Source organism: Pseudomonas sp. (assembly GCF_051660785.1).
Lineage (GTDB): Bacteria > Pseudomonadota > Gammaproteobacteria > Pseudomonadales > Pseudomonadaceae > Aquipseudomonas.
This window is the reverse complement of sequence record NZ_JBOFQE010000058.1, coordinates 215,178-227,873: the sequence shown is the minus strand read 5'-3', so window position 1 is coordinate 227,873 and position 12,696 is coordinate 215,178. Positions and strand designations below refer to the sequence as shown.

General features: G+C 55.6%; 11 protein-coding genes. 4 read left to right on the top strand and 7 right to left on the bottom strand.

Features of this window, described 5'->3' with window-relative positions; translation table 11 throughout:
- Positions 1–933, bottom strand: a complete 933-nt coding sequence (locus ACRC4F_RS15030) for a LysR substrate-binding domain-containing protein (protein WP_438660020.1) — start codon at positions 931–933, stop codon at positions 1–3.
- A 260-nt stretch (positions 934–1,193) separates the two neighbouring features.
- Between ACRC4F_RS15030 and ACRC4F_RS15025 the strand changes: the two genes are divergently transcribed.
- The 3 genes from ACRC4F_RS15025 (at position 1,194) to ACRC4F_RS15015 (ending at position 4,571) form a co-directional block, all read left to right on the top strand.
- Positions 1,194–1,925, top strand: a complete 732-nt coding sequence (locus tag ACRC4F_RS15025; RefSeq protein WP_438660019.1) for an SDR family oxidoreductase — start codon at positions 1,194–1,196, stop codon at positions 1,923–1,925.
- 494 nt (positions 1,926–2,419) lie between these two features.
- Positions 2,420–3,745 carry an MFS transporter gene (locus ACRC4F_RS15020; RefSeq protein ID WP_438660018.1) on the top strand — a complete coding sequence of 442 codons (1,326 nt, stop codon included), beginning with the start codon at positions 2,420–2,422 and terminating at the stop codon, positions 3,743–3,745.
- Between the two features lie 52 nt (positions 3,746–3,797).
- Complete coding sequence (locus ACRC4F_RS15015; protein ID WP_438660017.1) at positions 3,798–4,571, top strand: class II aldolase/adducin family protein; 774 nt, start codon at positions 3,798–3,800, stop codon at positions 4,569–4,571.
- Here the strand turns inward: ACRC4F_RS15015 and ACRC4F_RS15010 are convergent.
- Positions 4,568–5,497: a LysR substrate-binding domain-containing protein gene (locus ACRC4F_RS15010; RefSeq protein WP_438660016.1), complete on the bottom strand. Its 930-nt coding sequence runs from the start codon at positions 5,495–5,497 to the stop codon at positions 4,568–4,570. The two genes, ACRC4F_RS15015 and ACRC4F_RS15010, sit on opposite strands and share 4 nt — an antisense overlap.
- 118 nt (positions 5,498–5,615) lie before the next feature.
- Here ACRC4F_RS15010 and ACRC4F_RS15005 point away from each other — a divergent pair, with 118 nt between their 5' ends.
- Positions 5,616–6,785 carry a M20 aminoacylase family protein gene (locus ACRC4F_RS15005; RefSeq protein WP_438660015.1) on the top strand — a complete coding sequence of 390 codons (1,170 nt, stop codon included), beginning with the start codon at positions 5,616–5,618 and terminating at the stop codon, positions 6,783–6,785.
- Positions 6,786–6,802: 17 nt separating this feature from the next.
- Here the strand turns inward: ACRC4F_RS15005 and ACRC4F_RS15000 are convergent, their stop codons facing one another.
- The 5 genes from ACRC4F_RS15000 to ACRC4F_RS14980 all read right to left on the bottom strand — a co-directional run bounded on the left by ACRC4F_RS15000 (position 6,803) and on the right by ACRC4F_RS14980 (position 12,516).
- Positions 6,803–7,696 (bottom strand): LysR substrate-binding domain-containing protein, encoded by an 894-nt coding sequence (locus ACRC4F_RS15000; protein ID WP_438660014.1) that lies wholly within the window; start codon positions 7,694–7,696, stop codon positions 6,803–6,805.
- Between the two features lie 65 nt (positions 7,697–7,761).
- Positions 7,762–8,463 carry a ribonuclease activity regulator RraA gene (locus ACRC4F_RS14995; RefSeq protein ID WP_438660013.1) on the bottom strand — a complete coding sequence of 234 codons (702 nt, stop codon included), beginning with the start codon at positions 8,461–8,463 and terminating at the stop codon, positions 7,762–7,764.
- A 27-nt stretch (positions 8,464–8,490) separates the two neighbouring features.
- Positions 8,491–9,276 (bottom strand): SDR family oxidoreductase, encoded by a 786-nt coding sequence (locus ACRC4F_RS14990; RefSeq protein WP_201119943.1) that lies wholly within the window; start codon positions 9,274–9,276, stop codon positions 8,491–8,493.
- Between the two features lie 107 nt (positions 9,277–9,383).
- On the bottom strand, positions 9,384–10,712 hold the full coding sequence (locus tag ACRC4F_RS14985; RefSeq protein WP_438660135.1) for an MFS transporter: 1,329 nt from the start codon (positions 10,710–10,712) through the stop codon (positions 9,384–9,386).
- Between the two features lie 82 nt (positions 10,713–10,794).
- Entirely contained in the window at positions 10,795–12,516 is a 1,722-nt protein-coding gene (locus tag ACRC4F_RS14980) for an IlvD/Edd family dehydratase (protein ID WP_438660012.1), read from the bottom strand.
- Between the last annotated feature and the right edge of the window lie 180 nt (positions 12,517–12,696).

The following is a 12,696-nucleotide window of genomic DNA, read 5'->3' as shown; positions in this document are numbered from 1 at the left end:
CTAGCTCGGTGTTGGCCCGGTTTGGGCAAACCGCTTGATCAATGAGCCATCGTCAGGTCTGAGATGAGGCAAGCACAACTTGGCGGTTTCGATCAGGGCATTTATTTGCCCTGTGCGAACGGAAGCCTTGCTCGACAGCAACCCGACACGACGATTGAAGCCATCGAGAGGGAGCAAGTACTTGTTGAGGGATAACCCCTCAGGCCAGGGCCCTGTCCAATCAGGCACCAGTGAAACACCCAGGCCTTCGTTAACGAACAGGCTGATGGCGCTGAGTGACTCTAGTTCATAACGCTCAACCGGCTGGATGCCCGCCTGACGGAGGTAGCTGTCGGCGTGCTTGCCCCCCCATAGATTTCGGTCATATCGAATAAGAGGTTCAACCGCGAGCGTTTCGTGAGGATGGTTTACCTCCATTGAAGAGGGTGTCAGCAGAATCAAGGGTTCCTCTACCCAAGTATGCCACTGGCACGTTTTAGGGATCTCGAATTGCGGCTCAATCATGACAGCGGCATCAAGATCACCATCACACACGCTGCGATACAGAGCCCCGGAAAACGCGGGTTGGATGAATATTTTGGCTTGAGGGTTGGAGTGGGTAAATCGAGCCAGGATAGGGGGTAACAAACCGGTGATCGCACTGAACGTTGCCCCCAACCGTAGCTGGCCGGTCATACCAGGACTGGTGGCGAGTTCTCGCAGATCGTTGATCTCTCTAAGGACCGTATTGGCACGACTGAAAACCCTGTAGCCGGCTTCCGTCGCCACCACAGTGCGCCCCGCCCGGTGCAGTAAGGGTGTGCCGAATTCACTTTCGAGTGCGCGGATCCTGAGACCTATGGCGGCAGCGGTCAGATTCAAATGGCGGGCAGCTTCAGCGATTGAGCCGTGCTCGATCACCGCAACAAAGCTTTCGAGAAATTGAGATTCCATGATGGCCTCCTATGAGCGGCGCGCGAATTGTCGATTATTGTAAGTTGGCGCTCGGAGTATCCGTCATAGCAGCCCCTATAACGTTGAATATAACTCAACGTATCGTGCAATAAAGCTAAACGGAAGCTCATCTAGCTCGGTGTACCATTAAAACACTCCACGATTACTTGGACCGTATCGGCCGTTTTGGTCATACCCACCGCCATGCTTGCGGCCCGGCAACCAGCCGAAGCTCGCCGCTTCGATTAGGAAGTTCTCTAATGAAAATGCAAGACCTTGCGGGAAAAATTGCTGTGATTACAGGCGCTTCCAGCGGTATAGGAGCGGCCACAGTGAAACTGCTGGTGGATGAGGGCGTGCATGTGATCATGGTCGCTCGTCGAGCAGAACGTCTTGCGGCATTGGCTCAGCGCTTGGGCGACAAGGTTACCGTCATGCAAGCCGACGTGACCGATCAGGCCGAGGTCAAGGCCCTGTTTGCTGCGATTAGTGAGCGATTCGGCGGCCTCGATTTGCTTTTCAACAACGCCGGCCTCGGCGTCAGCGCGAAATTCGAACAGAGCACCGCCGCTGACTGGAAAAGCATGATCGACGTGAACATCCATGGCGTACTCAATTGCACTCAAGAAGCCATACCCCTTCTGCGAGGGCGGCCTGGGGCAATGATCTGTTCGGTTTCAAGCGTAGGGGGTCGATACGGCGTCGAGAACTGGTCGGTCTACAGCGCGACCAAATACGCCGTGATTGGGTTCCACGATGCCTTGCGTAAAGAACTGGGCCCGGATCGGATTCGGGTCACGGTCATCGAACCGGGAGCGGTGTGGACCGAGTTCGGTGAGAACGTGAGTGAGGCGTTACAAAATCGCCGCGAACAGTTGGATGCATTGAAGTCAGAAGACGTTGCCCAGGCGCTGGTCTACGCCTTTGCACAGCCAGCTAATGTGCTAATCGAGGAAATTCTGATGCGCCCGGTTTTGCAGGTGGCTCCCTGATTTCAATAAAGGGAATGGGTTGATGAGGACTGCTGGAAAACGTCGAGCATGCCCTTCGCGATGAGCATACGAATGTAGCGGTCAACTAATCCCGGACACGACGTCGATGCTGTTCACTTAAACGCAACACTGAACCTGTGGCGAGGGAGCTTGCTCCCTCGCCACAGGTTTTTTCGTTCGTCTCGAGATTTTCCTAAGTGAACAGCATTGCGGACACGAACGGCACTACCACTCGCCGAACTACTTCCCCCCTACGGATACTTCCCAGACCAGCACCGAGTCTTTTTACGATAAAAACAGGCGAAATAACGGCCCATGGTTGTGCGCAACGGACTTTTTCGCACCACAAATGGGATTCCAGAGCAGTTGTTCATAAAAGCTCAACAAGCATTGAAAAAGCATGGTTTGCGACACGTGTAACCCGATGCTGAAATGACCCTCGATTCGAATCGCGCTCGTCTGGTTACCCACCTTGACTATAGGAAGAACTTGCTATGACCGCACCCATCGTCTCCGCGAGGTTAAGTCCCGAGCTCTCTAGAAAGATCGTTTGGCGGTTGGCTCCAATGCTGATGTTGATGTACGTCATCAATCAGCTGGACAGAGCAAACGTCGGTTATGCGTCGCTGACGATGAACCAGGAAATCGGCATTACCATGGCCCAATACGGCCTCGGCACGAGCCTGTTCTTTCTGGGTTACATTCTCTTCGAAGTGCCCAGCAACCTTTGTCTCCATCGCTTTGGCGCCCGCATGTGGATGATGCGGATCATGGTGACCTGGGGATTGATCAGCGCCGCGTCTTGCCTGATTCAGAATGCAACCTGGCTCTACGTCGCACGTTTCGCTTTAGGCGCCGCAGAAGCAGGCTTTTTCCCCGGTGTCGTTTATTTCCTGACCCTGTGGTTACCCACCCGTGACCGTGTTTGGCTGATGTCACTGTTCGTCATGGCAATCCCGATTACCGGCATGCTGGGTGCACCGATATCCACTTGGGTGATGCAGGAAGTGTCGCTGTTCGGCATGAGCGGCTGGCGTAGCATGATTCTGCTCGAAGCACTGCCAGCGATCATCATGGGAATTGTGGTCTTTGTACTGTTGCCAGACAGTCCCGAGAAAAGCACCTGGTTGTCTCCCGCCGAAAAGGATGAAGTCAAGCAGGCGCTGGAGTTAGAGCGCAAAGAGGTTCCTGTGGCTGGAGGCTCAACCCTCGCCGAGGTTCTGCGTAATCCAAAAATCTGGGCTCTTGGCCTGGTCTACTTTGGCATCAATGCAACGATCATCAGCCTCCTGTACTTCCTCCCGCAAGTCGTCAAAGGGTTTGAGGCGAGCTTCAACGTCAAATACAGCATCTTTGAGGTGGGCCAGATCACGGCCATCCCCTTTACGGCGTCGATCATCGCGATGGCGTTCTATGGCCGCTACGTACGCAAACGCCCGTTCAGTGTCGCGTTCGTATCTGCCCCCATGATCATTAGCGCCTTGGCGCTTGCCAGCGCCTTGTACATGAGTTCCCCCATCCAGACGATGGTTGCCTTTTCGATTGGCGCCACCGGTTGCTTCTGCAGCATCAGTACGTTCTGGCAATTGCCGTCTCGCCTCCTGTCTGACCGGGGCGCCGCTGCTGGCATTGCTTTGGTCACGAGTGTGGGTGTTGCATCAGGGATGTTCGTGGGCTGGTTCATCGGCGCGGTGAAAGACGCTACCGGTTCCTACAACCTCGCGATGCTGGTCGTTGCAGGATTCATGACGCTCAGTGCCATCCTCGTGCTGTGCCTGGAAGCGCAGCGCCGCGTGAACCTCTCCCCCCTGAAAAGCTGATTTTCAATTAGAAACGCGGCGTGTTGCGCCGCAACTGCCCTTAGGTACCAAAATGACCAACCAAGCAGACATGTACATTCCCAAACCACTCGGGGGCGCCCTGCCAATCCCCGAAGCTTTTGCAAGTCATCAGCAGGAGCGAGAACACCGTAAGCGAACGCTTGCAGCGGCCTTCAGAGTGTTCGGGAAGCTGGGGCTTGCCGAGGGCATTGCCGGGCATATCACCGTCAGGGATCCAGAGTTTCACGATCATCTCTGGGTGAACCCCTACGCGGTTCACTTTTCTAAAGTCCGTCCGGAACATTTGATCCGCATTACGGAAGCTGGCGAGGTCGTGGAAGGCGACGGGCCAATCAACGCGGCGGCGGTGGCCATTCACTGTGGCATTCACAGTACATGCCCATCCGTCGTTGCCGCAGTACATACGCATTCGGTCTATGGCCGGGCGTTCTCGGCACTGCGTCAACCCCTGCTACCGCTAAACCAGGAGTCATGTGCGTATTTCGAGAATCAGGTGCTTTTTCAGGGCGATGTGGTCGTGCTCTCTGGAGATGAAGGTACGCGCATCGGCCGCGCGCTGGGCACCAGCAAGAGTGCGATCATGCTGAATCATGGCCTGTTAACCGTTGGAAGCTCTGTTGAAGCGGCAGCCTACCGATTCATTGCTATGGAGCGCTGCTGTCAGATCCAGCTCCTCGCCCAAGCTGCCGGAACGGTGCACGCGCTACCGGACGAAGAGGCTCGCCAGGTGAAGTCGCAACTTGGATCTGACTATGTAGCCTGGCTCGGCTTTCGAGGATTGATGGATGTGCACCTGGAGGATTAGCGGCGCAAGCGGTTCTGTGCTGCGTCCTGCTGATATTCAGCCACGGTGTCCAGTAACCAAGCCTCAAATAACAGAAAGGCTTTGTTAAGTGCAGTGTGATCCGGATAGGCGCAATAAATGAAATCGGGACTTGGAAGGGTAACCGGATGAGCTTGAATCAATCGTCCCTGCTGAAGTTCTCTCCAAATGAGCGAGCGTGGAAGCAAGGCGACACCGAGCGACTCGAGTGCGGCGTTAATGGCCATGACGTACATCTCGAATCGATGGTCGGGGACAGTAGTTTCCTCCGAGTGAGCAAGCCCTACGGTCAGGCACCAGTCATGCCACGCGTCGGGGATGTCTCGCAGGCTGATTCTGGGCAATTGGTCGATTTCATCGAGCGAGAGTTCACCCTTCCCTCCCATCAATCCTGGGGCACATACCAGCATCAAGTCATCGTCATTGAGCAAGCAACGCCCTTGCATGCCCGGCCACAGCGAGCGCCCGAAATAAAGGGCGGCATCAAAGTTGGAGTTGTTGAAAAAGTAGGGCTGATCGCGCCCCATCAGATGCAAGCGGATGTAAGGGTACAGCCGGTAGAAACCGCTAAGTTTAGGTATCAACCATTGGGCGCTGAAGCTGACCCCAATCGCAATATCAAGACTGATCTCCCGGCTTTGGCGCACCAGCTCCACGGTATCGCGCCGCAGATGCTCAAGATGAATGCGAACCCGTGCCGCATACCGTGCACCCGGGTCGGTAAGTATTACGCGCTGGCGTTCTCGTCGGAAGAGCGTTACCCCGAACAAGGTTTCCAGTTCATGGATGCTTCGGCTGATGGCGCCGCAGCTAAGCGACAATTCATCCGCCGCTTTCGCAAAACTCTGGTGCCGTGCCGCAGCCTCAAACGCCTGAAGTGCACCCAGGCTCGGAATTCCGTTACGCACGTCTGCCCCCTATTGATTCACGGTACTTGTCATCTATACAGCCCAGCCGAGAACGCCTTTGAGACACGTTTTGTCTGGGTCAATGCTAACTAATATCGACGGCCTTGAGAGGAACAACATGCCTTCATTTCGCGACCTGCCAACTTCATCGCTTATAGCCGAAGCCTCTGCCTGGAGACGCGATTTTCACGCTCATCCAGAGCTTGCATACGCGGAACACCGTACCAGCGAAAGAGTCGCCCAGCTACTGGAAAGCTTTGGCCTCAGCGTGACCCGTGGGCTTGGTGGGACGGGACTCGTAGCGACACTCCAACGAGGATCAGGGCCTGCAATTGGTTTGCGTGCCGATATGGATGCCCTGCCCATGCAGGAAAAAAGTGATCATGCCTACGCGTCTACCCATGAAGGCTGCATGCATGCTTGTGGCCACGACGGCCACACCTCCATGTTGCTCGCCACCGCCAAGCATCTCTGTGAATCCGATGATTTTACTGGCTGCGTTCACTTCATCTTCCAGCCCGCCGAGGAAACAGGTGGTGGTGCACGCAAGATGATTGAAGATGGTCTTTTCGAGCGATTCCCGATGTTGGCGGTTTATGGGTTGCACAACTGGCCAGGTATCGCCCAAGGTTCGGTTAGCGTGAACCCGGGCGCGATGATGGCATCGCAGGACACCTTCGAAATTCTCATCCAGGGTTCCGGTGCACACGCGGCAATGCCGGAAAAAGGAATCGACCCGATCACCGTTGCCAGCCAGCTTGTGTCCTCTCTGCAAACCATTGTGTCGAGACGGATATCGCCGCTGGATTCGGCCGTACTCAGCGTCACCGTGATTGAAGCCGGCAGCGCCTACAACATCATTCCTCACACCGCGACCCTCAAAGGTACAGTGCGTTGTCTTGATCAAGCGGTGCGTAACCGTATCCAGAAAATGATCACGGCCATGGTCGAAACGTTACCGGTAGCTTTCGGCGCTTCGGGCACTGTTGAGTATCGCGAAGGCTATCCGGTCACCCAAAATGATCCGGCTTGCGCCCGGCGCGTGCGGGAGGTCGCAGTGCAGGTTCTAGGTGATGAGAATGTGCTGTGGGACGCAAAAGCCTCAATGGCCTCGGAGGACTTTGCTTACATGCTCCAATCGTGCCCTGGCGCCTATTTTTGGTTGGGCGCCGATGGTGCTCAACCTTCCCGCCCCTTGCATCACCCCACCTACGACTTCAACGATGCGCTTATTCCGACAGGGGTGCGCCTCTTCACCGCAATTGTGAGGTCTTATCAGGACGCTTAAATAGGTTCGGGCCAATATCACAATTGGCCCAATAACCATTCTCTGAATGCAACCAGTGCAACATCTTGGGATTTACCAGCCGCAGCCAGCAGGTAGTAACTGGCACTGGACAGGGCAGGAACGTCCAGAGGGATTTTCAAAGACCCATTTGCCAGCTCGTCTTCAATAAGAAATCTGGGGACCAACCCAACGCCTAAGCCTGCACTGACAGCCTGCAACAGATGAGACGTAAGCTCGTACTGCGGCCCCAATTTGACCAGACCTGTGTCGGCGCCTTGAGCGCTCAGCCAGTCCAGCCACAGTTCAGGGCGGGCTGCACCTCGTAACAGACGAGCCTCCTTGAGGTTATCGATCGAGAGTATGGGTTTGTCAGATGCGACCGTACCACTGACAACCGGCACCAGAAACTCCGGAAAAAGAGGATAGGCATCTGCCTCATTCCATGGACCGTTCCCTACACAAATGGCGGCATCCATTTTCGAGTGCTGCAGATCGACTTCACCAATTCTGGCGTGAATATGGATCTGAATTGAGGGATGTCGATGGTAAAAATCAGACAACCGTGGCAGCAGCCATTTGCTGCCGAAGGTGGGTAATACTGCAAGGTGAAGTGCTGTTTCGGGTTGCCTGGATCTTACCAGGCGGGTCGTCGCGCTTTTGATAGCATTGAGAGCAACTGACAAATCCTTCGCATAAGTGCGCCCGGCATCGGTCAACTCAACATGGCGCCCCACACGGTCAAACAGCGCAACGCTGAGCAATTGCTCAAGCGTCTGGATTTGTCGACTGACTGCGCTTTGCGAAAGACTAAGCTCCTCTGCCGCCCGTGTGAAGCTACCCAGCCGGGCGCACGATTCCATAGCCAGCAGCGAGGACATCGACGGAGCAAGCGTTCTAGGGTTCATTTGCATGGTGGCAACCGATCTTCAATGGCAGGTAATGCAACCCGTTGAAAGTCGCATTACCTACTTGGGGCCTATTGCTGCGTTTTCGATTTTTCGTAACGCAGTCTGTTTTCTTCATTGGGCGGATAAAGGCCTGGCAAACTCGCCCCCTCGTTTACCTGAGACATAATCCAGGTCTCGAGACGCTCCTGCTCTGCCGCCAGTTCAATGATCTCCATTAGCATCGCCTGGGGAATGACTACCGCACCATCAGAGTCGGCGACGATGATGTCATTCGGAAATACAGCCACACCTCCGCAAGCGACCGGCTCCTGCCAATTCACAAAGGTCAGTCCGGCCACTGAGGCCGGGGCTGCAGTGCCCTTCCCCCAGACAGCGAGGCCGGTGGAGAGTACGCCGTCCACATCGCGTACGACTCCGTCTGTCACCAGCCCCGCGACCCCTCGCTTTGCCATCCGTGCGCACAGGATGTCGCCAAAAATGCCGGCATCCGTCACACCCATTGCATCCACAACCGCAATGCAACCGCTAGGCATAGCCTCGATTGCAGCCCGAGTCGAACGCGGCGAGGACCATGATTCAGGCGTCGCCAGATCTTCACGTGCGGGGACAAAACGCAATGTGAATGCCGCCCCCACCGTACGTGGCTGCCCCGGCCGAATGGGCTGCGCTCCTCGCAGCCAAACGTTGCGTAGACCCTTTTTAAACAGGACCGTGGTCAGCGTCGCAGTCGATATACCTCTCAGCACGTCGACGGTTTGTTGATCGATCATCAAGCGCCCTCCTCGTACTATTTCTCGTTAGATATTGGCGAGAAGACCGCCATCAACCCGCTGAACTGTGCCTGTGACGTACGAAGCCCTGCCGCTGGCGAGGAATGCCACAACGTCGGCGTATTCCTGTGGAAGGCCATAGCGACCGACAGGAATCGAACCCGTACTTTCAGCAGAAACCTCTTCGACAGAGCGGTTCTCGCGCTTGGCTTTCGCTTCATCAAGAAAACGGATTCGGTCAGTGGAGATACGCCCCGGAAGAATGACGTTAACAGTCACACCATCACGGGCAACTTCGCGCGACAGAGTCTTCGACCAACCTACCAGCGACAGGCGCAGAGCGTTTGAAATACCCAGGTTAGGAATCGGTGCAACAACGCCCGAAGACGTGCTGGTGATAATCCGGCCCCATTTGCCTTCGCGCATCCCAGGCAGAACACGGTCGGTGATCGCGATGACGGAAAGCACCATCAATTGGAAGTTTTTCTGCCAAAGCTCAACCGGCTGACCATAGGCAGGCGTTGGGGGTGGACCACCGGTATTGTTGACCAGGATATCGACCTGACCGAAATGAGCTTCGATGGTCGAAACGTGCTTATCGATAACACTCAGGTCGCTCAGATCCCAAAGAATCGGCAGGACATCAGCACCCAACGCCTTCAGCGATGCTTGCGCAGCATCCAGCGCTTCCTGGTTGATGTCAGCAATGACAACTTTGCTGCCTTCTTGCGCGAAGGTCTTGGCGATGGCACTGCCTAAACCGCCGCCAGCGCCCATGATCAGGGCGACCTTGTTCTGCAAATGCAAATCCATACGGATCTCTCTCTGTTGAAGTAGGCGACCGTGTGACTGTCGCCAATAGCCTCTAATAGGCGTTGCTAGGTGTCGACGCGGTCACCCGCGTCGAGCTTCAGGACACATCAGTGGTTAACAACTTTGGCGGGGACGAATTTGATCAACACAAAGGCCGTAATGATTAGCCAGCCACTGGACAAGAAGAGCCCTGCGGTCATGGAGCCTGTGGTGCTGATCAACCACCCCATGATTACAGGGCTGACAAAGTTGCCGAGGTTGCCGGTGCAGTTAATGATCGCGATACCCAATGCTGCGGCACTACCGCCCAGGAACGATGTAGGAAGGCCCCAGAAATGGGCGATCGCGGTGATGACGCCGCCAGCTGCCATGCACAGGCCCAGCATGGCGAGAATGATGTTGGCCTTGAACAGGACGCACAGCGTGAATCCAACAGCGGCAACCAGAAGAGGCGCGGCGACGTGCCACCGACGTTCTCTTCTGCGATCAGCACTGCGTCCAACAAACTGCATGGAGATCAATGCAACCATGTAGGGCAGCGATGACAGCAAGCCGATGAACAGTGGGTTATCGATGCCGTAACCTTTGATGATGGTTGGCTGCCAGAACTGGAAAGTATTGGACCCCAGGCAGATGCCGAAGTAGATCAGGCACATCAACCAAACGCGGGGGCTACGCCACACAGACGCAAAGCTTGTGAGCGTTTTATTCTTTGCGTCTGCAGCCAGGGCATCGTTGAGCAGTGTCTTTTCTTCGGTATTCAACCACTTCGCCTTCGCGATCGAGTCGTCCAGGTAGAAGAACACCACAATGCCCAGCAGGATCGCCGGTATGGCCTCAATAATGAACAGCCACTGCCAGGCGGATAGCCCCAACGCGCCGCCCGTGGTCGCCATGATGTAACCAGAAAGCGGCCCTCCGATAATCCCCGACGCGGGATTCCCTGCAACGAACAATGCCGTCGCGTGTCCACGACGTGACGATGGGAACCATTGGGTGAGGTACAGGATGATACCGGGATAAAACCCAGCTTCAGCAACACCAAGGAGAAAGCGCAGCACGTAGAAGCCAGTTGAGGATTCCACGTAAGCCATAGCTGCCGATAGAATCCCCCACGTGATCATGATGCGTGCAATCCAGCGCCTTGCACCCACCTTATGCAGGGCCATGTTGCTGGGTACTTCAAACAGGAAGTAACCAATGAAGAACACCCCTGCGCCCAGGCCGTACACCGCTTCGCTGAGGTGGAGGTCATTGAGCATTTGCAATTTGGCAAACGAGACGTTCACCCGATCCAGGTACGCGACCAAGTAGCAAAGAAACAACAAGGGTAGAAAGCGCATCGTTACCTTGCGGAAGGTAGCGCTGAGCGTCGTTGCGGGAGTCGCAGGAGCTGCGGGGTCAAGGGTGCCGTCTAGCGAATTACTAGTCATGATGATCCTCCGGAGGATTATTTTTGTGATATCCCGGGACGGCTACGCACAAGCGCAGCCGCATGATTCCTGAACCGACAATTGATCAATCGCGTTGCTTGGGTACCTTGTCGGTAAAGTGCTCCGCTCGCAGAAAGTCGAAGTCGACGCCCTGGTCTGCTTGAGTGATGGTGTCGAGAAACAGCTTTTTATAACCACGTGGCGCGGTTGGGCGAGTCATCGGCTTTTGCAGTCGACGTTCAGCCAACTCTTCGTCTGAAACCAGGAGCATCAAGCTACGCTCTGCCAGACTCAGCCGAATTCGATCCCCACTCTGGACATAGGCCAAAGGCCCGCCGATCGCAGCTTCAGGGGTGATATGCAATACGATACTTCCGAACGCTGTGCCGCTCATGCGGCCATCGGACATCCGCAAAATATCTTTCACACCCAGCTTGCCGAGCTTTTTCGGAATGGGGATGTAGCCCGCTTCCGGCATCGCAGCTGCGGTGGGGCCAATGTTTTTCAATACCAGGATGTCATCGGCGGTAACGTCGAGATCCTCTGAGTCAATGCGTTCGGCCATATCCTCAAGGCCTTCGAATACAACTGCCCGGCCCTCATGCTCCATCAACCGGGCATCGGCCGCCGACTGTTTGATGATCGCGCCACCGGGAGAGAGATTACCGCGCAGTACGGCGATACCACCTTGCGGATAAATAGGGTTGTTGATCGTGCGCACGACGTCCTGGGGGAAAGAAGGCGCAGCGTTTTCAATCTCTTCACCCAGTGTTCTGCCGGTTACCGTCATGGCATCGAGGTGAAGCAAAGGTTTGAGCTCGCGGAGCAAGGTCGCCATTCCGCCCGCGCGGTGAAAGTCTTCCATGTAATGCTGGCCCGAAGGCTTCAGGTCGAGCAATACCGGTGTGTCACGCCCCATGTCGTCGAGTCGCGCCAGATCGATATCGATGCCCATACGGCCAGCCATGGCTGTGAGGTGAACAATACCGTTGGTTGAGCCGCCAATCGCCAGGAGCACTCGCAAAGCATTTTCGAAAGATTTGCCTGTGAGGATCTTGTCAGGCGTGAGGTTTTCGTTGGCCATTCGCACGGCGCATGTACCGGTCAACTCTGCGATCCGCATGCGGTCGGAAGTCACCGCGGGTGGTGAGGCAGACCCGGGTACGGAAATGCCCAATGCTTCTGTAATGCACGCCATGGTGCTGGCCGTGCCCATCACAGCGCATGTACCCACGCTGGCTACGAGGCGGTCGTTGACTGCATCGATCTGCTCATCATTGATCTCCCCTGCGCGGTACTTGCCCCAGTAACGACGGCAGTCAGTGCAGGCCCCCACCCGCTCACCCTGGTGGGATCCGGTCAGCATGGCACCTGTGACCAGTTCGATTGCAGGGACGTTTGCCGAAGCCGCTCCCATGATCTGCGCAGGGACAGTTTTGTCACACCCGCCGATAAGAATGACAGCGTCCATCGGCTGAGCGAGGATCATTTCCTCGGTGTCCATGGACATCAGATTTCGCAGGTACATGCTCGTCGGTTGGGAGAAGCTTTCCGCCACAGAAATGGTAGGAAACTCCATCGGCAAACCACCCGCCATGAAGATCCCGCGTTTGGCTGCTTCGATCAACTGGGTCATGTTGCCGTGGCAGGGGTTATAGGAGCTACCGGTGTTTACGATACCAATCACGGGACGGGAGAGAGCGTCGCTGGAGTACCCCCCGCCCTTGATGAAAGCGCTGCGCAGGAAGCGGGAAAAGCCAGCATCGCCGTAGTTGGCAAGCCCTTTGGAGAAGCCTTTATTTTTCATCAGCGTGATCCATTGTTCTTATAGGTTTGGCTCGTTCCAGACGAGTCCTGACTGAACTATGGAGGTGATCATCCGAGAGAAAAACGGGTTGATTCTATTTTCAGAAGAAAGGTTTTCTTTCGAATCAGTACATACAGCATAAGGAGGTGATCCTGCCCAAACACCAGGTCGCGATTTTTG

What these genes read in the sequence shown, in the direction of transcription:
- ACRC4F_RS15030 (WP_438660020.1), bottom strand. Translation starts at nt 933, where the DNA reads ATGGAATCTCAATTTCTCGAAAGCTTTGTTGCGGTGATCGAGCACGGC.
- ACRC4F_RS15025 (WP_438660019.1), top strand. Translation starts at nt 1,194, where the DNA reads ATGAAAATGCAAGACCTTGCGGGAAAAATTGCTGTGATTACAGGCGCT.
- ACRC4F_RS15020 (WP_438660018.1), top strand. Translation starts at nt 2,420, where the DNA reads ATGACCGCACCCATCGTCTCCGCGAGGTTAAGTCCCGAGCTCTCTAGA.
- ACRC4F_RS15015 (WP_438660017.1), top strand. Translation starts at nt 3,798, where the DNA reads ATGACCAACCAAGCAGACATGTACATTCCCAAACCACTCGGGGGCGCC.
- ACRC4F_RS15005 (WP_438660015.1), top strand. Translation starts at nt 5,616, where the DNA reads ATGCCTTCATTTCGCGACCTGCCAACTTCATCGCTTATAGCCGAAGCC.
- ACRC4F_RS15000 (WP_438660014.1), bottom strand. Translation starts at nt 7,696, where the DNA reads ATGCAAATGAACCCTAGAACGCTTGCTCCGTCGATGTCCTCGCTGCTG.
- ACRC4F_RS14995 (WP_438660013.1), bottom strand. Translation starts at nt 8,463, where the DNA reads ATGATCGATCAACAAACCGTCGACGTGCTGAGAGGTATATCGACTGCG.
- ACRC4F_RS14990 (WP_201119943.1), bottom strand. Translation starts at nt 9,276, where the DNA reads ATGGATTTGCATTTGCAGAACAAGGTCGCCCTGATCATGGGCGCTGGC.
- ACRC4F_RS14980 (WP_438660012.1), bottom strand. Translation starts at nt 12,516, where the DNA reads ATGAAAAATAAAGGCTTCTCCAAAGGGCTTGCCAACTACGGCGATGCT.